The following is a 22,157-nucleotide window of genomic DNA, read 5'->3' as shown; positions in this document are numbered from 1 at the left end:
AACCTTATACTTACTACAAAGTAAAAACATTTAATATCCTATGCATATATATATATCACAAAGTAATGATATTTATTTTAATTTAGCTTTTGAAAACTGGTTGCTTCTAGAAAAACTTCATCATGAAAAGATTTTATTTTTATGGCAAAACTCTCCATGTGTTGTTATTGGTAGAGCTCAAAACCCATGGCTTGAGTGTAACCTTGAAGCAATGAATAACGATAGTATACCAATGGTACGCCGTCAAAGTGGCGGTGGAACTGTTTATCATGATTATGGTAATCTTAACTACACTATCATCAGCACAAAAAAAGAACATAACATCAAAACAAACCTAGAACTAGTATGCAATACAGTCAAAAAACTAGGTATAGATGTATATGCAAATGAAAGAAATGATATTGTTGTTGATCATAATGGTCATACCTACAAAGTATCAGGTAGCGCTTTTCGAGAGAAAAAAGATCGTGCTTTCCATCATGGTACACTACTCATCAATGCTAATACAAAAAAACTCTATGACTATCTTCATCAACCAATAGATAAATCTTTAGATACAAAGGGAGTAAAATCCCATCGCTCAAAAGTAATTAATCTATCTGAGATAAAGCATGATATACAAACTCAAGATCTCACAAGGTCTTTTATTAAAAGCTTCAGAAGTATTGATTTAAGCTTAATAAATGAAGAAACGCCATTAGAAAATAGAGAGTTAATAGACAAAGAGATAGAAACACTCAAAGAATGGAAATGGCGCTTCGGTAAAACTCTACCGTTTACAAAGACATACACTAAAGGTAGTGAACAAATCAAAATCAAGATTGATGCTGGTATTGTTACAGAGATTAATAATGTTTATAAAAACACAAATCTAGCTGATAAAAATATTCGTTTTGAAAATAGCTATGATTTTGATTTCTTTAAGAAAATTCTTACAGAATAAATTTTATTTAGAGCTTGTTGAGAAAAATGTCGCAACACTAATTGCAAAAATAAAAGGTAAAATAAAAGCATCGACAACTGTTACAATGATGTTTTGAATAGACATTTCTAATGAACTCATCTCTAGACCGAAGTTTTTCAACAGATATATCAATCCAAAAGTTACTAACGGTTTTATTACCATAAGAGCTAATATTGCTATCGATATTCTAAACATATAAAAAAAGTTACTTCTTATTATAGCGAAGTTGTTAGATATAGATTCAAAAACACCCTTTTGTGCCAATAACACAGCAGGCATAACTGTCAAGAATAATAATACTCCCAAAAAAATACCTATATATTGTAAAAACATAGTGAGTACTGTCATCACAATCATGGAAAGTAAAAATGCTCCAAGAAATACAAATACTCTCTTAGAAAAGATTTGTAATGCTATTTTTAATGCATCGGATACTTTTAGCTCATGTTTAACCATTACACCTTGCAATATTATTATCATTGCATAAACAAATACTGTAGCTACTACAATCAACAAAAACATACTCGCTAGTATATTTCCCGATGGTAATTGCGAGATATCAGCTTCGTTACCACTTTGAATATAATCTGCCATACCATGCTTCATTAAATATACAAAACAAAACTCTGATATAAATGACAGCATAAAAGCTAATACAAAAGTTATTTTAAAGGCTCTTTTGTATATATTTGTTGCTATCGAAATCGTTTCTCTAAAATTTAAATTATTCATCATAAATGCTCTAGTAAAAATAAAACAAGCTAAAATATAACATAAAATTTACTATTTTTGTCTTACAAAAATCAATAACGGCTTTAAAGCTTAAAAAAAATATAATAAATACTTGTAAAATTTTATATCAATACCATTTAGTAATATTACATAGATTATTTTAACAAACCTAACAAAGGATTTGATTATGGAAGCAATGAAAGGAACTACCATCCTATGCGTTAGAAAAGATGATAAAGTAGTAATTGGTGGCGATGGTCAAGCTACATTAGGACATACAATAGCAAAAGAAAATATCATAAAAGTTAGAAAATTAAATGGTGGTAAAGTTCTAACAGGTTTTGCAGGTTCTACTGCAGATGCATTCACACTATTTGAAAAATTTGAACAAAAACTAGAATTTTATCAAGGTAATCTTGAAAGAGCTGCTGTTGAAATGGTGCGTGAGTGGCGTTTAGATAGAATGCTGAGTAAGTTAGAAGCTATGATTATAGTTGCAGATGAAAAGCTATCTCTTCTAATATCAGGGGCTGGAGATGTTATGGCTGCTGACAAAAATGACATTATATCTATTGGTTCTGGGTCAACTTATGCTCGCTCAGCGGCAACAGCCCTTGTTGAAAATACTGATCTTTCAGCAGAAGATATAGTCAAAAAAAGTCTTACTATAGCTGCAGATACTTGTATTTACACAAACCATAATTTCACTATAGAAAGTTTAGAAAATAAAAAAGGATAGTTATACGATGACACAAGTGATGACTCCAAAAACAATTGTACATGAATTAGAAAGACACATTATTGGTCAAAATGATGCTAAAAAAGCAGTTGCTATTGCTCTACGTAATAGATGGCGTAGAATGCAACTTGATGATGAGATGCGTCAAGAAGTAACTCCTAAAAATATCCTAATGATAGGACCTACTGGTGTAGGTAAAACAGAGATTGCGCGCAGACTAGCAAAATTAGCGGATGCGCCTTTTATCAAAGTTGAAGCTACTAAATTTACAGAGGTTGGTTATGTAGGTAAAGATGTTGAGTCTATAATCCGCGACCTAGTAGAAACAGCAGTCAAAATGAAGCGTGAAGAAGCTAAGCAACAAGTTACAGAAAAAGCTGCTGTATTAGCAGAAGAGAGAATATTAGATGTTCTTATTCCGCCAGCTAGAGCTTCTGAGTCAAAAGTAGGATTTGCGAATGAGCCTGCTGAAGATGCTCACTCTAAAAAAGAAAAAGAAAATAAAACTCGTGAGATTTTTAGAAAAAAAATCCAAAATGGCGAGTTAAATGATAAAGAGATTGAAATCGAAGTATCTGTAGCTCCTAAAAGTATAGGTGTTATGGGACATCCAGGCATGGAAGATATGACAAATCAGCTTCAGGATCTATTCTCTAGTTTAAGTAGTGATAAGAAAAAAACCAAAAAGATGCGAATCAAAGATGCTATCAAGCTAGTCCAAGATGAAGAAGCTGCTAAGCTGATCAATGAAGAAGATATCAAAGCTAGAGCTCTTGAGTCTGTTGAACAAAATGGTATCGTATTCCTAGATGAAATAGATAAGGTTTGTAAAAAATCTGGAAATTCAGGTGCAGATGTATCTAGAGAAGGTGTACAACGTGACTTACTACCACTGGTAGAAGGTTCTACTGTCTCGACTAAATACGGTATGATAAAAACTGATCATATCTTATTCATAGCATCAGGAGCCTTCCATGTTGCTAAGCCATCTGATTTGATTCCGGAGCTTCAAGGTAGATTACCAATTAGAGTAGAGCTAAAATCTCTTGAGATAGAAGACTTTGTTAGAATACTAAAAGAACCTGACTGCTCTATCCTTAAGCAATATGTCGCTCTAATGAAGACTGAAGGTGTTGAATTAAGCTTCGAAGAAGATGCTATTAAAAAGATTGCTGAAATCTCTTTCCAAGTAAATGAGGAAGTCGAGAACATCGGTGCTAGAAGACTTCATACTGTTATGGAGAGACTATTAGAAGAGATTTCTTTTGATGCCCCAGACTTAGAAAATAAATCTATAAATATAACAACAGATTATATAAATGAAAAACTAAGTGGATTAGTCAAAAATAAAAATTTAAGTCAGTACATTCTATAATCCTTTACTAAATTTGCTATTTCAGCTACTTTTTAGAAAAAAACATCTATAAAATCAATTTTACTATCTACTTTAGTTTTAATAAATTAATGGGTGTTACTCTAATTAAAAAAGCCTCTAGGCTACTACTAATAACTCAGCTATTTTCAACTGTAAGCTTTGCTGTTCTTTACTCAACATTAGTCTTATTTATGACACAAGCTTTGGGATTCACTGTCACAAAAGCAAGTGCTGTAATGGGTGTTTTTGTTGCGTTTAACTATGGCTTACATATCCTAGGTGGATATATTGGTGGTCGATTAATTAGCTATAGAACTTTATTTCTAATAGGCATGGTTTTACAAATAATTGCTTGTCTATTTTTATCATTCCCAAGTACCGAGCACTTATATATTGCACTAGCCCTCTTCCTAACAGGCTGTGGACTAAATGTCCCATGTATAAACATGATGTTAACTCAGCAATTTGAAAATGATGACAATTCTCGGGAGACTGCATTTTTTTGGAACTATGCAGGCATGAATGTTGGATTTTTCATTGGATTTACAGTTGCAGGCGTATATCAAGCAGAACATAGTTATAATATACTTTTTCTTATTACAACTATTACAAATATAGTAGCTTTTCTGCTTGTAATAACTAGCTGGAAAACTGTAGCAGACAGAACCACTCCTCTTGTCAGAAAAATAAAAAACTCAGGAACAAATATCCTATATAAAAATAGCATATATACTGTTATTTTGATTTTAGTTACTATAGCTATTTTATTTATAGCCTTACAGTATCCTCTAAATACCAACTATATTGCTTTAGGTATTGGAATTGCATTATTAGCAATGTTCGTACCTATTGCAAAATCACAAGATAATAAAGAGCAAAAAGAAAAGGTATACGCTTATATTATTTTAGCAACTTTTGGATTAGTCTTCTGGTCTGCTTATCAGCTTGCTCCAATGGCTTTGACTGTATTCACAGAAGCCAATGTTGACAAGCACATTTTTGGCTTCACAATCCAAACCCAGTGGTTTCAAAATGTAAATACTGTAGTAATAGCTGTGGGAGGTGTGTTATTACCTAGTCTTCTTATAATTATTCGTCGAAAATTTATATTCTCATTCCCTATGCAGTTTTGTTTTAGCATCGTATTTATAGGAATTGGATTTTTGATGCTAGTGATAGGAATTTTCTCAGCGAACAAACTTGGACAAACAGCTGCTATATGGTTAATTTTAAGTTATGTATTTCAGTCCATAGGAGAGCTTTTAATATCGCCAACAGGATATGCTATGATTGGCAAACTTGCTAATCCTCGACTACAAGGCTTAATGATGGGATCTTGGATGGTAGTCACCGGTAGTACATCTGGGGTTATAGCAAGCTTACTATCGATATTAGTTTCATCACCAAATATAAATGCAACCCCAATTGAAACAAATCATAATTATTTAACTCTATTCGCTAGTCTAGCTATGATTGCTGGTATAGCAGGTTTTATTATGTATTTACTAATTCCAAAAATCCGAAGGTTAGCTCATATATAGTTGTATATTAACTGTATTTTCATCAATCTATACACTATAATTCTAAATATCAGTTTAATTATTTTAATATCATCAGTCTGTGACTATTAAAGAAAAATATTCCAAATATATTCCACTTTTTATATCTGTAACGATGACTCTAAATGGTTTTATAACTATTTTAGCAGTTGCAATACCTGTTATTAACAAGATTTTTTCTGTCAACTTAGATCCGAACATTCCTTCTGATCTTTATGACTTTGGTATGAAATATAATACTGGTTTGGGAATATTCTTGCCATTAGTTCTCGGTTATTTGATGATAATTATAGCTCGTGGTATTTATAATCGAAAAAGATCTTTTTGGTTTTTAGCTGTTGTTTTCATTAGCTTATCAATAATCGGTGACTATATCCAAGATAAGCATATATCATACGATATTGCATTTTTCACTCATATTTTAGAGATTTTTTTACTGGTTTACTTCAGAAAAACTTTTAATAGAAAAAATTCTAACACAATCACCTTCTACCAGTTTGTACTTTTAATTTCACTTCTTTTAGCGATTGGATATAGTGTAACTGGATTATATTATCTCAAAGATGAATTTGATGGAATTACAAATGTCTCTGATGCAATATATTTTACAATTGTTACATTTAGCACGGTTGGGTATGGCGACATACACCCTTTAACAGAAGAAGCCAAACTTTTTACTGTATCTATAATGATTATGGGTATAGGTTTATTTGCAACAATTATCACTGTAATGGCAGGTAGTGTCATCAACAAGATTACAGAAAAGTTTAAACAAAAAGATGGAGCAGCTCTAATGAAAGACCATATCGTAATATGTGGCTATACAGAAATTACCAAATGTTTAATAAAAGACTACTTCAAATCTCAAATAGATAATATCATTGTAATCGAGAAAGATTATCATCAAAAGTTCATAAATACTGATGCAGAACAAGAAAAACACTTTATAGATGCAGAATCTTATGACTATGATGCTCTCAAAAAGGCAAATATTAGCAAAGCTAAAAGTATATTTATTCTCAATGAAAAGGATTCGGATAATATATTAACTTTATTATCAATAAAAGAAGTATTAAAAACTTCAGAACAATCAGTAAATAATCTAAAGATATCTATTAAACTTGATAAAGATGAAAGCATTAACATCGCAAATAATATAGGAGTAGACCAAATAGTCTCTCCAACTAAGAAAATTGCTGAAATGCTAATAAAATATGAATAATTTCACCAAAAATAATTAACATATCTATAGACTATGTTATTATTTCGAGAATATATGTACCAATTTTTCCAAAAAATATATTGTGGAGTAAAACCATGGAATATAATTACGACATTATCATTATAGGTAGTGGTCCTGGTGGCGAAGGTGCTGCCATGAAAGCGACTAGGAATGGTCAAAAAGTAGCAATTATCGAAGATGATGCGATTGGTGGCGGTTGTAATAACTGGGGAACAATTCCGAGTAAAACTCTTAGACAACTATCACGTGAAGTTTGGTATAACAAAAAAAACTTTGATTTCCCTGAAATGCTTGACACTACATTCGAAGTAGTATTAAAACAAAGAGAGATCAAAAAAAATCGTTTTGCCAATAATGAAATTGATGTATTTTATGGTTTTGCAAGCTTTCTAGACAAAAACAAAATTAAAATCTCTCGTAAAAATGGTTCTACAGAAATCATAACAGCTAAGAAATTCATACTTTCTACTGGATCTCGTCCATACCAACCCGAAGATATAGACTTTACTCATCCAAGAATTTTAGATAGTGACAAACTTCTTGAGTTAAAAGATAAAAATATCAAGTCAATTACCATATATGGTGCCGGTGTGATTGGTTGTGAGTATGCTTCTATATTGGGCACTCTTGATATTCAAGTAAATCTTATCAATACTAGAGATAAGCTGATGTCATTCCTTGATGATGAGATTATAGAAACTTTAACAAACCATTTCACTGTTAATCAAAAAATCAACCTAATGCATAACGAAACTTACAAGAGTATCAAAGCTAAGGGTGATAAAGTAATTACTACATTAAACTCTGGCAGAATTATAGAGTCTGACTATGTGCTATTTGCCCTTGGGCGTGCCGGTAATACTAATGGTCTAAATCTTGATAAAATTGGTGTTGAATACAGTCCTCAAAGAGGCTTAGTAAATGTAAATGATAACTATCAAACAACTCAACCTAATATATACGCAGTTGGTGATGTTATAGGTTTCCCTTCACTTGCATCATCTGCTTTTAACCAAGGTAGATTTGCTGCTACTCATATTATTGATGGATCATGCAATGATAAATTAGTCGAAGATATTCCAACGGGTATTTATACAAGACCAGAAATAAGCTGTATAGGCAAAACTGAAGAACAGCTAACAGCAGAAAAAATTCCTTATGAAAGTGGTAGAGCTTACTTCAAAGATCTTGCTCGAGCGCAAATTTCTGGAAGTGAAACTGGTATGTTAAAAATATTATTTCACAAAGAAACACTCGAAATTCTAGGTATTCACTGTTTTGGCCATAGGGTATCTGAAATTATTCATATTGGACAAGCAATAAAATCTATGCCTGGTAAACATAATAGTATTAGGTATTTCTTAAATACAACATTTAACTACCCTACTATGGCTGAAGCCTATCGTATTGCGGGTATTGATGGTGTTAACAAGCTTAAGCCTAAAAATAAGCAATATGCACCTGAACACAAATAGATATGTATTACGATATATATATAATTTTCATATTTATATTTCTCTTTGGAGCAACTATTGGTAGCTTCCTGAATGTTTTGATATATAGAATACCTAATAAAATATTTGCAGATGAAAAAAACATAGCCCGCGAAATACTTGACCTACCTAAACAAGAGTCGGAACAAAACTTTAGTTTAATCGAACCATCTAGATGCCCAAAATGTCATAATAAACTCAAGTATCGACATAATGTACCTATTTTAGGTTGGTTTATACTTAAAGGTAAATGCTATTTTTGTAAGGAGAATATCTCTTTTGAATACCCTTTAGTAGAGTTTATTACAGCTATGGTATTCATAACTATATTTTATGTATTTGGACTTACTATTCAGGCGATAGCTCTTGCTGGTTTAAGCACATTCTTTATCCCTCTATTTTTTATAGATGCAAAATATCAAATTCTCCCAGACTCACTTACTCTTCCATTAGTATGGATCGGTATTGTTCTCAACTATTATGGTGTATTTACCACACTAGATCAGTCAGTCTGGGGAGCAATTATTGGATACTTATCTCTATGGAGTGTGTTTTGGGTATATAAACTTTTCACAGGTAAAGAAGGTTTTGGCTATGGTGATTTTAAGCTACTAGCTGCTATTGGTGCATGGTTCGGCTACCCTATACTACTTTATACAATTTTTGCCAGTTGTATCTTTGGGATATTTATTGCTATTGGCATTAACCTCATCGCAAAGCGTACTAATGTTATACCCTTTGGTCCTGCTATAATTTTAGCGACATTTTTTTATCTTCTGACGAAAGATAATCTCTATATATGGTATAATCACGTTATGCTTATTCAATACTAATTGTTTCAGATGCAAAAAAGATATTTCGCTTCACTTATAGTGTTTGTATTGTTTTTGTTAGTGATTATATACTTTTTTAGTACCACTAATCTTAACAGATCACCTTTTAACAACCAACAAGGACTATATATTGTTGAACATGCCTTCCCACAGTACAAAGTAGTAAAGACTTTTGATACAGGTATACACCTTCAAGCTTATATACTAGAAGATAAAAAAGATCCTACAAAACGAACTGTTACTTTCACTAGTGAAAATGGAGATGTTATTGTTAATGGAGAACTTTTAGCATGGGACAGAAATCAAAATAAACTAACAAGTTTAAATCAAATATATGCAAATTATTTCACATCATCTACTCGAGCTAATAACCTTTACTTAGACATTAAGAAATATGCCACATATATTCAGCAAGGTAGTGACAATGCTCCACATAAGTTTTATGCTATAATCGATCCTAATTGTGGTTATTGCTCAAGTTTATTTGATGCATCTCAACCAGCCATTAAATCTGGTGACCTAGCAGTCCGATGGATTCCTTTAGGGAGTCTACACAATAGTGCAGATGTCGTAAATAGTATATTAAACTCAAAAGACCCATTACAAGCATTAATACAGTATCATGATACGAAAGTATATGATAAAAATTTAACTAAATCTCATGAAAAAGCTGAAAATAATATGAAACTATCTACTGAGATCAATGGCTTTCCAACCATTATATATAAAACACCAGAAGGTGCTCTTAAGATATCTGGCGGAAATAAGCTCCCTCTTACAGAGGCAAAAATTGCTGAAAAAGATAATATCAAAAAAGTTAATGAATTCTTACTATTAACATCTAATAATTTTTAACTTTAAATATGAAAAAGATAATAATTCTAGTAACTACTCTTATTTTCTCAAGTATTGGTTTTTCTACGACTATAGCAAATATTCAAATATCAAATAGTTTACACAATCTAGAAAAACAGTATGGCGGAAAAATTGGTGTATATACAATTAATAGGAACGATAATAGTAACTTCTCCCATAACCAAAGTTTCTATTTTCCCATTTGTAGCACCTATAAGTTTCTTGTCGTTGGTGCCATCCTCAAGCAGAGCATGACAAATAAGGATTTACTCAACGAAAAAATAAAGATTTTATCAAATCAAGTAGTTGGATACTCCCCTATTACGAAAGAACATATCAATCAGACAATGACAGTTAGCCAACTTAGTAGGGCAGCTATTCAAAGTGATAATACAGCCACCAATCTTTTAATAGAGAAACTCGGCGGTTTGAGTAAACTTAATAAGTTTATACTATCGCTACATGATCATGCAACAAAAGTAGCTGGTCTAGAGCCCATAGCCAACCAAGTTAATCTTACCACCAATCAAAACAAGACCACTCCTAAAATAATGGCTAGAGATATTAATAAGCTTGCTTTTAGTAATAATATTCTTGATAAAAAGCATCGACTATTATTTAAAAAATGGCTTTTAGGAAATGATTCCGATGATAATCGTATAGCAGCTGAAATTCCTGATGAGTGGGACGTTGGTAATAAAACAGGTACTTGTGCCTACGGATCAACAAATGATGTTGCAATTATTTGGCCTGATGATGATAGAGCTATAATTATGGCTATTTTTTATACTCAATCACAAGAAAACGCTAAACCAAATAGTAAAATTATAAGAGAAGTTACTAAAATACTTTTGGACAAGTTAGAACAACACAATAAAAGTAAAGATGCCTAAAATAAAAATGATTGTTGGCCTAGGAAATATAGGCAAGGAATATGAAAATACACGCCATAATGTTGGTGAATGGTTTATTGCAAGGATTGCTAAAGATAGTAATGAAAATTTTAGCTTAAACTCTAAACTAAATTGTAATATTGCTAAAGTAAGTATCGATTATAGTAACATAATATTAGTATTTCCAACTACTTTTATGAACAACAGTGGTTTAGCTGTTAGTAAAGTTGCTAATTTCTATAAAATTGAGCCACAAGAAATACTAGTAATACATGATGAGCTAGATATCGACTCTGGAGAAATTCGCTTAAAAAAAGGTGGTGGACACGGCGGTCATAATGGCTTAAGAAGTATTAATCAACATTTAGGAACCAATGACTATCTTCGCCTAAGAATTGGTATTGGACATCCTGGCCATAAATCAAAGGTATCAAATTATGTACTATCGAATCCTTCTATAGCTCAGAGAAATGATATAGACAAGGCTATTGATAATAGCATATGTGTTTTAGATGATATAATAAACTACAAATTAGAACCTGCTATGCAGAAGCTACATACAAAATAAGACTATAAGGAATAAAATAATGGGATTTAAATGTGGTATTGTCGGTTTACCTAACGTTGGTAAATCAACTCTTTTTAATGCTCTTACAGAAGCTGGGATTGATGCAGAGAACTATCCTTTCTGTACAATTGATCCAAATGTAGGTATTGTTTCTGTACCTGATCAAAGACTTAGTGAGTTGGCAAAAATTGTCAAACCAGAAAGAATACTTCCTACAACTATGGAGTTTGTTGATATTGCTGGTCTTGTTGCAGGTGCAAGCAAAGGTGAAGGGTTAGGAAATAAGTTTTTAGCAAATATTCGTGAAACAGATGCTATAGCACATGTAGTTAGATGTTTTGAAGATGATAACATTATCCATGTAAGTGGAAAAGTTGATCCTATAGATGATATTAATACTATCAATATGGAACTTATTTTAGCTGATATCGAGTCTTGTGATAAAGCTATTCAAAGATTTGCTAAAATGAAAAAGTCTGGTGATAAAGAGGCTTTAGCTAAAGCAGATTTTTATACAAAACTAAAAGAACATTTAGAATCAGAAAAACCAGCTAGAACATTTGAACTAACAGATGATGAGGCTAAATGGCTCAAGCAAACTCCTCTATTGACTAGCAAGCCTGTATTATATATTGCTAATGTCAATGACGATGGCTTTGAAAATAATCCATTATTAGATAAAGTTATAGAATATGCTCAAGCTGAGAACTCAAATGTAGTTCCTGTTTGCGCTGCTATGGAGCAAGAGATATCTCAGCTTGAGCCAGATGAAAAGCTTGAGTTTTTAGCTGATATGGGGCTTACTGAAACTGGTCTTGATAGAGTAATTAAAGCTGGTTACGCTCTTTTGAATCTTCATACATACCTAACTGCAGGTGTTAAAGAGGTCCGAGCTTGGACAATCCCTGTAGGTGCTACAGCGCCTCAAGCCGCTGGCGTAATTCACACTGACTTTGAGAGAGGATTTATCAGGGCTGAAGTCATCTCGTATGATGATTATATTCAGTATAATGGCGAGAAAGGTGCAAAAGAAGCAGGCAAAGCTCGTCTAGAAGGAAAAGAATATATCATGAAAGATGGCGATGTTGTAAACTTTAGATTCAATGTATAACTAATATCAATATATAATGCCTAAAAAAATAATTAATAACTGCTTAGTTTGGCTATCAGTCGTTAGTATAGTTGGATGTAATACTTCTTTTACCTACCCAAATTATCAACCTATCGGAACATACTATAATCCAGACTATGATAAAGATGATCTGATTCATGGTTACTTTCAACAAAGTGTTGAACAGATGGAAACTAGTCCATATACATATCAAGGTCAGTACTATGAAGAAACTGGCTTTACTCAGCCAAGTCCTTTTATGCAGAATATAAACTGGAATAGGATGAACGTTTAATAACAAAAATCTATTTTATATTTCTAGAATGGTAGTTAATTTATAGAAACTATTTTGTTATCTCTAATATTCGTTATTTCAAGTAAGATATTATTATATTTTATACAACAAGGTCCTTGTGGTAAGTTCTCAATTTCTTCTATTATAAGGCCTGATAAAGTTTTAGCATCTTCACTTTCAAACTCTATCCCTATATGACGATTTATTTCTCTTAGTGTAGCGCTACCACCTATTAAATAACTATTTTCCTCAAGTTTGCGAATATTATTATTCATATCAAATCTATCAGAGAATTCTCCAACAATTTCTTCCATAATATCTTCTATAGTAACAGTACCACAAACATCACCGTATTCATCGACTACAATAGCAAACCGTTTACTCTTGTATTGAAAATTAACCAACTGAGTCTGTAAAGAGACAGTTTCAGGTATAAAATATGCTTGATGAGCAATTTTACGTAAACTTGCTTTTGTTATTTGTGATCTCTTTGTTGATATCAATAAATTAGTTATTTCTTTAAGCTTTATAACACCAATAACATTATTAACTCCATTTTCACATAAAATAATATTCAACGATTTCATTTTTGCTATTCTAGCCAAAATCTTATCTACAGAATTGCTCAGATCTATATATTCTATTTTATTAAAGTGAGTCATAACCTCTTGGACCAAAACTTTATCAAGCTCTAAGACACCTATAAGCATATTTTTATTTTTAGCACCAAGTTTTGCATTTGATTCATTTACAACAGTCTGTATTTCTTCCTTATCCAAAGACTCATTATTTACAGGCTCAATCTTTATACCAAAAAGCTTTAAGGTTAATTTTGAAACCATACTGAGAAAAACTACCGCAGGATATAGCAATACCATTATTATTTTTAGAGGTAATGAAAATGGAAAAGCTAACCTTTGTGGATATACGGCTGCAAAAGACTTTGGAATTATTTCACCAAAAACTAAAACTAAAACTGTAACAACAATTGTTGCTATCAATAAACCAATGTCACCAAAATGATCTTCTGAATATGATGAGATAACTGTTCCAGCGAATATATTCGCAAAAGTATTTCCAATAAGTATCGCAACTAGCAATCTCTCAGGATTACGAACTAAAGACAGACTTCTTTTAGCTGCTCGATGATTCTTTTTTGCCAAATGTTTAAGCTTATATTTATTCAAAGCCATCATAGCTGTTTCTGAGCTCGAAAAAAAAGCTGAAATACCAATAAGAATAAATAAAATAATAATTACGGTGTAAGTACTCATCTAATTAGATAATAATGAAGATAATGCGAAGTCTTATTTTAACATAAGAACTTTGATAATAAAAAAATATAATCAGAAATGATTTGTAAAGAGAAGTATTATACTCTCATGAAGTCAGCGTGAACAAGCTTAACTTTATATGGATGTCTTTGTAGTGCTTTGATGATTACTTTTTCTTCTTGACCATCAATCTCTAAAGTGATTTCACTTGAGAAGAATGCTTTGTCTTCTGTAGAGTGTAAAACTTTATCGTGATCTAATACTATAGATACTGCTTCTTTGTCACCACCATATATAACAGCAGGGATTTTACCCGCTCTTCTTAGACGGCGGCTCGCACCAGATCCTAAATCTTCTCTTTTAGCTGCTTTCAAAACAAAATTTGCCATTGTTAAATTCCTTTATTTTCGTTTAAACAAATATATTAATCTATGCGACCCTAGATTAACTGAGCTATTATAGTCAGCTATAATAATAAATTCAAGATATTAATCAACTAATCCATCTATTCTGAAGATATCGCTCACAGACTCTTCACCATTAGTTTTTTCTACAATTTGTGCAAGTAAAGGAGCTAATGTTATCACCTTTATCTTATTGCATGATTCAGCATGAGGCTTGAGAGGAATTGAATCAGTAACTATAAGTTCTTCAATAGCAGAATTTTCGATATTTTTGATTGCATCACCAGATAACAGAGGATGTACACAAAAAGCAGAAACTTTAGCCGCGCCACCCTTTTCAACTAGTGCTTTTGCAGCTTGACACATTGTTCCACCCGTATCCATAATATCATCAACTAATATACAATGCTTACCTTCAACATCACCAATTATATTCATGACCTCTGCTACATTTGGCTTAGGTCTTCTTTTGTCTACAACTGCAATCTCAACACCCAAATTCTTAGCTACGGATCTAGCTCTCACTACCCCACCCATATCAGGTGAGACTATTTTTATATTTTCGTATTTTTCAGGATTCTTGCGCACATACTCTAGAAATATTTTTGTCGCAAAGGCATTATCAAATGGAATATCAAAAAAACCTTGAATTTGTTCAGCATGAATATCAACGGATAATATTCTATCTAAGCCAACAGCTTGGAGAAGATTAGCCACTACCTTAGCAGATATTGGTACTCTTGCAGATTTAGATCTTCTATCTTGTCTAGCATATCCAAAATATGGCAATACAGCTGTTACTCTCTCCGCTGATGATCTTTTCAAAGCATCTATTAGAAGTATTAGCTCCATCAGGTTATCAGATGGAGGACATGTTGATTGAATAACAAAAACATCTTTACCACGGACATTTTCATTCAATACTACATGTATCTCTCCATCTTTAAATCTATCAACAGTAGCATTACCAAGAGTTGCCCCTAACTCCTTAGCAACCTCACAAGCAAGCTTCTTAGAAGCATTACCACTAAATATCATCAAATCTTCAGACATACCTAAACAACCTTTTAAAAAAATTCACACACCTAACGCATCATAATTCTAATGTTTTTTAGATATTTTAAAAAGCCTAAAAATGAGTTTTTATCTATTATTTTGCTATTTGCTAGATACCACCCTCTATTTTGAATTAAGATTGTGTCTTTGTTATACTACCCGTACAACTAAAATCTAACATTTCTAATCTACATTACTTTATGAAATTCAAAATCTTTGATAATACTTTCCAAGCCGGAGAAATGGCTACCTTGGCGATGCCACTACCTAGCCAATATTCATGTGCACCTATGTATTTACCAATTAAGATTCTTAACGGCGTTAAAGAAGGTCCTTGTATACTAATTTTTGGTATGGTTAATGGCGATGAGTTTAATGGTATCGAAATAATTAACTCTGTTCTAGAAAAAACTAATCCTAAAGAGCTACACGGAACAATAATAGCCATTCCAGTGTTAAATGTCTTTGGTCTAGTACATGCTGCCAAACACAACCCAACGCTCGAACAAGCCTTCCCTGGCGATGAATCTGGTTCATACATGCATCGTTATGCATATAGAATAACTCAAGAAATAATCAAAAAAACTGACTATTCTGTACAAATTAAGACAGGTGCATTAAATCATGAAATACTGCCACAAGTATATTTTAATGCGGAAGATGAAGAGTCTGTAAAAATGGCTAGAGCCTTTCAAGCACCGGTTATTACTGCTGTAAATATGAATCGTTCTAGTATTCGTAAAATCCACCAAGATCTAGATATACCGTTTATATGCTATGAAGCTGGAGAAGCTAATAAATTTGGTGAAGAGGCTATAAATGTTGGTACAGCAGGTATTCAAAATGTAATGCGCAAAATTAATCTGCTAAAAGATCAGGATTTTATCCAGCAAGTTAAGCCTCTTGTTTCAGAAGATACCGAATGGACGATATCTGATAAACCAGGAATTTTAAGAACGGAAATAGAACTTGGCACAAGAGTTAAAGAAGATCAAAAGATTGGTAAACTAATAGACCCTTTTGGAAATGATGATAGTGTTAGCTTAAAGTCTCCTATCGATGGAATTATATTAGGTATTAACAACTACCCTATGATTAAAGAAGGTGATTTAGTATTTAAAGTTTCTTCATTTCAAGATGATGAAAAAGCAGAAGCAAAAATAGAAGATTGGGAAGAAATAGCAAAAGAAAGTTTTAGCGATGAATAATAAATTATCTTTTTTAGCAATCACTATATGGCTTACTTGTGCTGTATTTTTTATGTACGAGTTCTTATTGAGAACTATACTAGGTACATTCGAACATCAAATAATATCCGACCTTGACTTAAGCATACTAACTTTTAGTATTCTTAGTTCTACCGCTTATCAGCTTACATATGGAATCATGCAAATTCCCGTAGGTATTATCACAGATAAGCTTGGGCTAAAAAAAGCTCTAACTCTTGCAATATTAGTATGTGCTCTAGGTGTTGGGCTATTCGCTTTATCAAGTAGCTTTGCAGCTGCTTTAATTTATAGGATTATGATAGGTTTTGGAGCATCTTTTGGCTTTCTTTGTTTATTAATTGCTGTATATGATTGGCTTCCACATAAACATATTGGTTTGTTTATAGGTCTTTCTCAATTTATCGGAGTACTAGGTCCAATGATTGCAGCAGGCCCTCTAGAGTCTTTGTCACAAGCTGGAGGTGTAGACTGGCGTTATGTATTTATTGCTCTAGCAATAATAGGAGTTATTTTAGCTGGAGTAACCATAGTTTTAGTAAAAAATAATGATCAATCTGGCGACTCTAGTAAAAATAGATTTATTATTCTAAATACTCCAACATCTGTGATGAAAGAGATTCAAAGTATATTCTCCAATAAACAAATTTGGTTAATTGCTGTTTTTTCAGCTACTACATACTTAGCTATAGAATATCTTTCTGAAAATGCTACAAAAAGCTTTTTATCTTTAAATGGCTTTGATGCTAAATTTAGTTCTTATTTGATCACCTTAGCATGGTTAGGCTATGGTATTGGCTGTCCTAGTCTTGGTGCAATATCTGATCGTATAAAAAGAAGAAAGCCCGTTATGATTTTTGCTATCTGCTTGACTTTTGTTTCGTTAGCTACAATTATTTTCTTCCCAATAAATCAAGCAATATTATATTTATCATTTATCTGCTTAGGCTTAGGGGCGAGTGGGCAGAGTATAGGATTCGCAATTATTGCTGAACAATCTAGTTCTGGATGTAGAGCGGCAGCATTGGGAGTTAATAACTTTCTTATCATGCTATCAGTAGGAGTTGGTTCGCCTATTATTAGTGAAGTCTTTGACTTATTTTCTAATCAAGGAAAAAACCCATCTGTAGTTAGCTACCAGACTAGTTTAAGTTTACTGTTGGTATTTACTGCCTTAGGTATTTTAATAAGTATATTTTTTATTAAAGAAACATTCTGTCGCTCTAAGAAAGAAGTAATATTTGTAGATATGAAATAAGATATTTTTAAAACTTGCTTAGCTTATCTAAACTAATCTCTCGCATTCTATATTTTTCTATAACCAATGAGAATATTATTAAAGTACTTATAAATAAAGGTACAATAAGATATAAAAACGCCCTATCAAAAACATTTATATCTACCTGTCCAGTTAACGGTCCTCCATTAAGATATACACTAATATAACTAATTAAGTATTGAAATATTGCTCCGCATAACCCTATGACCATATTAACAATAGCTAGAGCTGTTGCTTTAATCTGTGCGGGAAATATTTCTTCCACTACCGAAAAAGCTAAAAGCATACTAGAAACCGAGAATCCTATTATAAAGAATATAATATATAGGTAGCTAACTGTAATGGAACTTGCAAATATAATTACAGACGAAAATGCTAATAAAGTAATTAAATTACAAATTAACATCCATATTCTCTTTTCACCAAATAGACTAGCAATAAAACCATGCGATGGTCCACCAACTGCTATACCTACGAACATCATTACACTTATTTGTGCTGCTGTGTGCTGTGATAGATTATAAGCTTGCTCTAAAAATAAAACATCATAAAGCTCTGAAAATGAATTAACAACAATACCAACCATTAATCCCGCATAAATTGCTAATAACCACAGTTTCTTGTTTAGAAGCAATTTTAAGCTTTGTGTGAAACTTAAATACTTAAAATTCTTAGTTGAATTTTCAATATTTATTGATGATTTTAAGAATACAATAATTATTATGCTCCAAAAAATACCAAAATAGCCTATTAAGGCTAAAGCTGATTGCCAACCATGAAGGATCACTAAATGATTTAATAATACTTGACCAAATATACCACCTAGTACCCCGATTGTATTAGTTAGACCAACAGCAATAGGAAACACCCTCTCTGGCAAAACATCAGCAGCCACTTTTAATGTACCTATAAAGGCTACAGCAGATCCTATCGCAATAAGAACTCTACCTATTAGCATTGTGCTTAGATTTGGATCATATACAAATAATAGAATCCCCAGACTCATAACTAAACAAGATATTGATAACATTATCCTAGAACCAAACCGGTCTAATAGAATACCCGCAGGAACTTGAGATATTGCATAAATAGGAAAATATATACTCATCACATAAGCAATATCTTCTATACCCACTCCCATTCCAATAGATATTGGTTTGATTAAAACACTTGGTGCAGTATGCTGAAAATAGTCTAATCCATAGAAAATCGCCGCAACGATCCAAATCCCCCACCCCACTAGTAGACTATATTTATGAGTCTTCATTAGCCAATAGATATTATTATTTAACCATAACTTATAGGATATAGAAAAAAGCCCTGTTTTGCGATTAAATATCAAAACTTTTATGTTACTTGTAAAGCTTATTAATACAGTTTTTTACGCCATTAAGATATACAAATTTAAAATCCATAAAATTAATAATATACTGTTACATAAAATACAAATACCAATTTAGTAACATGACCTTAAACAATGAGCTTTTTTTGAACACTATAGATACAGCAATTATGGCTATCTTTATAACTATAATTGCTACAGTAGTATTTCACATATTGAAAAAACGTAAGACCTCTGAAAAACAAATTAGTAAGCTAAAATCTCGTACAATATACATAAGTATAATTATTTTTTCTCTTATAATAATAAAAATATGGCTTGGTGGAATCACTAATTTACTTACAATGTTAAGCTTAGTAGCTGCTGGTCTTATAATCGTTAATAAAGAAACTGTTATGAATCTAGTAGGTTGGATAATTATTAACTGGAGAAGCCTATTTTCTGAGGGCGACTATATACAAATTATGGGGTATCATGGCTGTGTTACTGAAATAAAACTATTTTATTTCAGAATGTATGAGACAATCGAACATGGAGATAAAAAAACTACCGGAAAACTATTAAAATTCCCTAATTCAATAATTATAACAAATGTTATATCTACTTTTACCAGTGAAGAGAATATTTCCTTAAATAAAATTCCTTTTTTGATAAGTACTGATAGTGATATTTTAAAAATTAGAGATTCTCTAAACTTAACTATCCGAGCAATAATTTCTGAGAAGTATTCGTTTAACGAAACTTTTACTCAAAGTGATTTAGTCACTAAGCATAAACTTAGGCAATATGGCATTAATGATTTCGCACCATATATTGAGATTAAAACTCTATCAGACAAAACAGATACCCTAAATATACAAGCTTATTTCTACTGTTTCTCGGACGATAAAAAAGAAATAGAACAACTATATCTAAACGAATTAGTAAAAATAATCAAACTTAACACTTCTTTTTAATAGTCTTATTAATAAACAAATTAACTCCACTAATCCATAATGGGCTAAATAGTAGCGATAAAGATATAAGAGTAATACAGTACTGATAAAGCGAATTTGTCAGAATTCCAGAAACATAACCCATAGAAATAAGTACAAAACTAAACTCTCCAATCTGTGATAACATTGCACCACCAATTAAAGCCTCATCAAGCCTTTGTCTAAGAGCCTTAAAAATCAAGGCATTTATTGTAGTATTTAGTATATATGTTATCAAAAGAAGAGAAATAAAAAGTTCAATATGATTCCAAAATAAATTCAAATCAATAAGCATACCAATAGATATAAAAAACAATGCCATAAAAATTGTTTTAACTGTTGATAAACTGTGGCCTACCCATTCTGTTTCTTCAACAGTTGACACAATCATCCCACCAATAAATGCTCCTAAAGCAGAAGATAATGCTAAAGATTCGGTAAATGCAGCCATCCCAAAACAAATAACTAAAGCGGCAAAAACTCGCATTTCTTCATCTTTACCCAGAACACTAATAAATGGTATTTTTAGATTCTTTTTAATCGCCATAAAGGTGGCTATTGATATAACAAATACACCACCTAAAATTTGTATTAATATCTGACTTATAGACGGTTCTTCCCCACCAATTGTTCTCAATATTATCAACATTGGAACAACTGCTAAATCTTGAATAAGCAACACTCCAAGTACATTTTGTCCCAAACGAGTTTTCATGCTGCCACTATCATTAAGTAGTTTAAGAACAACTGCTGTACTACTTAAACTAATCACAGCACCAAATAATAATATCTTTGCCAAGCTCCACTCTAAAACCATACCTACAATAGACACAATGAAACTGGTTATTACTATCTGGAGTATTGTACCTATGGTTGGAACTTTCCAATTTTCAGCAAATTTTCTAGGAGAAACTTCCATACCTGCAAAGAATAACAATAGTATTACACCAATTTCACCAAGTTGAGCAAGATTCTCTTGATCTTGAATTAGTTCTAAACCGTATGGTCCTAGCAAAATTCCTGTTAGTAGATATGCTACAACATACGGCTGTTTTAATTTTTTCAAAGTAATTGTTACTATCAAAATTCCAAGCATTACTAGAACAAAAACAAGTATAGAAGGATGGTTGTGCATATCATAAAATAGTAAAAATAATTACCTATATAATACTTGAAACAGTGGATAAATTACACTGGAATAATTAACTTTTCTTAAAAGTATAGATAATCTAATTTTTAATATATAGCCTTAGAAAATCAATTAAATAATTACAAAGCACATACTAAAAAATAATTTTTTTAAATTTTGTATTTACAAATAAATATTATGAATTATAATACACGAAATATAATACATATATTTAATTTCATATTTAGAGAGAGGAGAAAAATATGACTAGTTTAGATATAGATAACGCACTAGCTAAATGGAAAGATGGACTTCTAAAGATTTCTAGGACTTATAGAGAAGGAGGAGACTATAAGAAATTAGCTCATAACTTTATCAAAAATATGTATGCTTATGATAATAGTGACGTTCTTTTTAAGCCCACTCTTGCTTCTAAACAAATGTTTAGAGGTGACTTAGATGGTGCAGTATCTTATTTTGTGGCTGGTAATGATAAATACCCAGAAGATAGTGGTTTTGCTATTGGTCCATGGGCTGACTTACAGTTTGAAAATACTGGCTATATTGTTGAAGATAATATAGGTATAGTCATGGGTAATAAACACCTAACTCAAACTGATGGCACAAAGATAATAGCTAATTACACCATGGGTTTCAAACCAAATGCTAATGGGGAGTTGCAAATTGTCTCTGTACACGATAATTTTTTCATATTTTAAGTTCCTTAGTAGTTTTATTGAATATTTTGAGACACAAGGAGAAATCATTGCTATAAAATCCAATTTTTTGAATAGCATTTACAATCATGTCTAG

Annotated in this window: 22 protein-coding genes; 16 read left to right on the top strand and 6 right to left on the bottom strand. The window is 31.8% G+C overall.

Annotated features, from left to right (window positions below):
* Positions 1 to 40: 40 nt before the first annotated feature.
* Complete coding sequence (locus tag F3D57_RS07040; RefSeq protein ID WP_150465713.1) at positions 41 to 943, top strand: biotin/lipoate A/B protein ligase family protein; 903 nt, start codon at positions 41 to 43, stop codon at positions 941 to 943.
* Between the two features lie 3 nt (positions 944 to 946).
* Here the strand turns inward: F3D57_RS07040 and F3D57_RS07035 are convergent, their stop codons facing one another.
* On the bottom strand, positions 947 to 1,696 hold the full coding sequence (locus F3D57_RS07035; RefSeq protein ID WP_146421245.1) for a hypothetical protein: 750 nt from the start codon (positions 1,694 to 1,696) through the stop codon (positions 947 to 949).
* 187 nt (positions 1,697 to 1,883) lie between these two features.
* Here F3D57_RS07035 and hslV point away from each other — a divergent pair, with 187 nt between their 5' ends.
* The 11 genes from hslV (at position 1,884) to F3D57_RS06980 (ending at position 12,660) form a co-directional block, all read left to right on the top strand.
* Positions 1,884 to 2,435 carry an ATP-dependent protease subunit HslV gene (gene hslV / locus F3D57_RS07030; RefSeq protein ID WP_150465712.1) on the top strand — a complete coding sequence of 184 codons (552 nt, stop codon included), beginning with the start codon at positions 1,884 to 1,886 and terminating at the stop codon, positions 2,433 to 2,435.
* 7 nt (positions 2,436 to 2,442) lie between these two features.
* Positions 2,443 to 3,810 carry an ATP-dependent protease ATPase subunit HslU gene (gene hslU / locus F3D57_RS07025; RefSeq protein ID WP_150465711.1) on the top strand — a complete coding sequence of 456 codons (1,368 nt, stop codon included), beginning with the start codon at positions 2,443 to 2,445 and terminating at the stop codon, positions 3,808 to 3,810.
* Between the two features lie 89 nt (positions 3,811 to 3,899).
* Complete coding sequence (locus tag F3D57_RS07020; RefSeq protein ID WP_150465710.1) at positions 3,900 to 5,351, top strand: peptide MFS transporter; 1,452 nt, start codon at positions 3,900 to 3,902, stop codon at positions 5,349 to 5,351.
* A 79-nt stretch (positions 5,352 to 5,430) separates the two neighbouring features.
* A complete protein-coding gene (locus tag F3D57_RS07015) occupies positions 5,431 to 6,591 on the top strand; it encodes an ion channel (RefSeq protein ID WP_224728164.1) in 1,161 nt (386 codons plus the stop codon).
* A 95-nt stretch (positions 6,592 to 6,686) separates the two neighbouring features.
* A complete protein-coding gene (sthA, locus tag F3D57_RS07010; RefSeq protein WP_179951662.1) occupies positions 6,687 to 8,087 on the top strand; it encodes a Si-specific NAD(P)(+) transhydrogenase in 1,401 nt (466 codons plus the stop codon).
* Between the two features lie 2 nt (positions 8,088 to 8,089).
* Complete coding sequence (locus F3D57_RS07005; protein WP_150465709.1) at positions 8,090 to 8,938, top strand: prepilin peptidase; 849 nt, start codon at positions 8,090 to 8,092, stop codon at positions 8,936 to 8,938.
* A gap of 9 nt (positions 8,939 to 8,947) precedes the next feature.
* Positions 8,948 to 9,793 (top strand): DsbC family protein, encoded by an 846-nt coding sequence (locus F3D57_RS07000; RefSeq protein WP_150465708.1) that lies wholly within the window; start codon positions 8,948 to 8,950, stop codon positions 9,791 to 9,793.
* An 8-nt stretch (positions 9,794 to 9,801) separates the two neighbouring features.
* A complete protein-coding gene (gene bla, locus F3D57_RS06995; RefSeq protein ID WP_150465707.1) occupies positions 9,802 to 10,686 on the top strand; it encodes a class A beta-lactamase in 885 nt (294 codons plus the stop codon).
* On the top strand, positions 10,679 to 11,254 hold the full coding sequence (pth, locus tag F3D57_RS06990) for an aminoacyl-tRNA hydrolase (RefSeq protein ID WP_150465706.1): 576 nt from the start codon (positions 10,679 to 10,681) through the stop codon (positions 11,252 to 11,254). Before bla ends, pth begins: the two co-directional genes overlap by 8 nt.
* Before the next feature lie 19 nt (positions 11,255 to 11,273).
* Positions 11,274 to 12,365, top strand: coding sequence for a redox-regulated ATPase YchF (gene ychF / locus F3D57_RS06985; protein ID WP_150465705.1), 1,092 nt, complete (start codon positions 11,274 to 11,276; stop codon positions 12,363 to 12,365).
* Positions 12,366 to 12,381: 16 nt separating this feature from the next.
* Complete coding sequence (locus tag F3D57_RS06980; RefSeq protein ID WP_150465704.1) at positions 12,382 to 12,660, top strand: hypothetical protein; 279 nt, start codon at positions 12,382 to 12,384, stop codon at positions 12,658 to 12,660.
* 35 nt (positions 12,661 to 12,695) lie between these two features.
* Here the strand turns inward: F3D57_RS06980 and F3D57_RS06975 are convergent, their stop codons facing one another.
* The 3 genes from F3D57_RS06975 to F3D57_RS06965 all read right to left on the bottom strand — a co-directional run bounded on the left by F3D57_RS06975 (position 12,696) and on the right by F3D57_RS06965 (position 15,391).
* Entirely contained in the window at positions 12,696 to 13,934 is a 1,239-nt protein-coding gene (locus F3D57_RS06975; protein WP_150465703.1) for an HlyC/CorC family transporter, read from the bottom strand.
* 98 nt (positions 13,935 to 14,032) lie between these two features.
* Positions 14,033 to 14,323, bottom strand: a complete 291-nt coding sequence (rplY, locus tag F3D57_RS06970) for a 50S ribosomal protein L25 (RefSeq protein ID WP_013923300.1) — start codon at positions 14,321 to 14,323, stop codon at positions 14,033 to 14,035.
* 99 nt (positions 14,324 to 14,422) lie between these two features.
* Positions 14,423 to 15,391 carry a ribose-phosphate pyrophosphokinase gene (locus tag F3D57_RS06965; protein ID WP_149368125.1) on the bottom strand — a complete coding sequence of 323 codons (969 nt, stop codon included), beginning with the start codon at positions 15,389 to 15,391 and terminating at the stop codon, positions 14,423 to 14,425.
* Positions 15,392 to 15,594: 203 nt separating this feature from the next.
* On the opposite strand from F3D57_RS06965, the gene F3D57_RS06960 reads away from it, so the two are divergent.
* Together F3D57_RS06960 and F3D57_RS06955 are read left to right on the top strand one after the other, a co-directional pair.
* Complete coding sequence (locus F3D57_RS06960; protein ID WP_013923302.1) at positions 15,595 to 16,602, top strand: succinylglutamate desuccinylase/aspartoacylase family protein; 1,008 nt, start codon at positions 15,595 to 15,597, stop codon at positions 16,600 to 16,602.
* Positions 16,595 to 17,878 carry an MFS transporter gene (locus F3D57_RS06955; protein WP_150465702.1) on the top strand — a complete coding sequence of 428 codons (1,284 nt, stop codon included), beginning with the start codon at positions 16,595 to 16,597 and terminating at the stop codon, positions 17,876 to 17,878. The genes F3D57_RS06960 and F3D57_RS06955 overlap by 8 nt, the downstream gene beginning before the upstream one ends.
* Positions 17,879 to 17,885: 7 nt before the next feature.
* On the opposite strand, the gene F3D57_RS06950 is transcribed toward F3D57_RS06955, so the two are convergent.
* Positions 17,886 to 19,166, bottom strand: coding sequence for an MFS transporter (locus F3D57_RS06950; protein WP_146421237.1), 1,281 nt, complete (start codon positions 19,164 to 19,166; stop codon positions 17,886 to 17,888).
* Between the two features lie 197 nt (positions 19,167 to 19,363).
* Here F3D57_RS06950 and F3D57_RS06945 point away from each other — a divergent pair, with 197 nt between their 5' ends.
* Positions 19,364 to 20,197, top strand: coding sequence for a mechanosensitive ion channel domain-containing protein (locus F3D57_RS06945; protein WP_150465701.1), 834 nt, complete (start codon positions 19,364 to 19,366; stop codon positions 20,195 to 20,197).
* On the opposite strand, the gene F3D57_RS06940 is transcribed toward F3D57_RS06945, so the two are convergent.
* On the bottom strand, positions 20,181 to 21,350 hold the full coding sequence (locus tag F3D57_RS06940; RefSeq protein ID WP_013923305.1) for a cation:proton antiporter: 1,170 nt from the start codon (positions 21,348 to 21,350) through the stop codon (positions 20,181 to 20,183). The two genes, F3D57_RS06945 and F3D57_RS06940, sit on opposite strands and share 17 nt — an antisense overlap.
* 257 nt (positions 21,351 to 21,607) lie before the next feature.
* Between F3D57_RS06940 and F3D57_RS06935 the strand changes: the two genes are divergently transcribed.
* A complete protein-coding gene (locus F3D57_RS06935; protein ID WP_150465700.1) occupies positions 21,608 to 22,063 on the top strand; it encodes a phosphoribosyl-AMP cyclohydrolase in 456 nt (151 codons plus the stop codon).
* Positions 22,064 to 22,157 lie beyond the last annotated feature (94 nt).

This window comes from Francisella sp. SYW-2 (genome assembly GCF_008711475.1).
Classification (GTDB): Bacteria; Pseudomonadota; Gammaproteobacteria; order Francisellales; family Francisellaceae; genus Francisella; species Francisella salimarina.
This window is presented reverse-complemented; position numbering and strand designations above follow the sequence as displayed.

Coding starts and splice junctions, on each gene's coding strand:
- sthA (WP_179951662.1), top strand. CDS start 6,687: ATGGAATATAATTACGACATTATCATTATAGGTAGTGGTCCTGGTGGC.
- F3D57_RS07005 (WP_150465709.1), top strand. CDS start 8,090: ATGTATTACGATATATATATAATTTTCATATTTATATTTCTCTTTGGA.
- F3D57_RS06965 (WP_149368125.1), bottom strand. CDS start 15,391: ATGTCTGAAGATTTGATGATATTTAGTGGTAATGCTTCTAAGAAGCTT.
- F3D57_RS06975 (WP_150465703.1), bottom strand. CDS start 13,934: ATGAGTACTTACACCGTAATTATTATTTTATTTATTCTTATTGGTATT.
- F3D57_RS07035 (WP_146421245.1), bottom strand. CDS start 1,696: ATGAATAATTTAAATTTTAGAGAAACGATTTCGATAGCAACAAATATA.
- hslU (WP_150465711.1), top strand. CDS start 2,443: ATGACACAAGTGATGACTCCAAAAACAATTGTACATGAATTAGAAAGA.
- hslV (WP_150465712.1), top strand. CDS start 1,884: ATGGAAGCAATGAAAGGAACTACCATCCTATGCGTTAGAAAAGATGAT.
- F3D57_RS06935 (WP_150465700.1), top strand. CDS start 21,608: ATGACTAGTTTAGATATAGATAACGCACTAGCTAAATGGAAAGATGGA.
- F3D57_RS06955 (WP_150465702.1), top strand. CDS start 16,595: ATGAATAATAAATTATCTTTTTTAGCAATCACTATATGGCTTACTTGT.
- pth (WP_150465706.1), top strand. CDS start 10,679: ATGCCTAAAATAAAAATGATTGTTGGCCTAGGAAATATAGGCAAGGAA.
- F3D57_RS06960 (WP_013923302.1), top strand. CDS start 15,595: ATGAAATTCAAAATCTTTGATAATACTTTCCAAGCCGGAGAAATGGCT.
- bla (WP_150465707.1), top strand. CDS start 9,802: ATGAAAAAGATAATAATTCTAGTAACTACTCTTATTTTCTCAAGTATT.
- F3D57_RS06950 (WP_146421237.1), bottom strand. CDS start 19,166: ATGAAGACTCATAAATATAGTCTACTAGTGGGGTGGGGGATTTGGATC.
- F3D57_RS07040 (WP_150465713.1), top strand. CDS start 41: ATGCATATATATATATCACAAAGTAATGATATTTATTTTAATTTAGCT.
- ychF (WP_150465705.1), top strand. CDS start 11,274: ATGGGATTTAAATGTGGTATTGTCGGTTTACCTAACGTTGGTAAATCA.
- F3D57_RS07020 (WP_150465710.1), top strand. CDS start 3,900: ATGGGTGTTACTCTAATTAAAAAAGCCTCTAGGCTACTACTAATAACT.
- F3D57_RS07000 (WP_150465708.1), top strand. CDS start 8,948: ATGCAAAAAAGATATTTCGCTTCACTTATAGTGTTTGTATTGTTTTTG.
- F3D57_RS06980 (WP_150465704.1), top strand. CDS start 12,382: ATGCCTAAAAAAATAATTAATAACTGCTTAGTTTGGCTATCAGTCGTT.
- rplY (WP_013923300.1), bottom strand. CDS start 14,323: ATGGCAAATTTTGTTTTGAAAGCAGCTAAAAGAGAAGATTTAGGATCT.
- F3D57_RS06940 (WP_013923305.1), bottom strand. CDS start 21,350: ATGCACAACCATCCTTCTATACTTGTTTTTGTTCTAGTAATGCTTGGA.
- F3D57_RS06945 (WP_150465701.1), top strand. CDS start 19,364: ATGACCTTAAACAATGAGCTTTTTTTGAACACTATAGATACAGCAATT.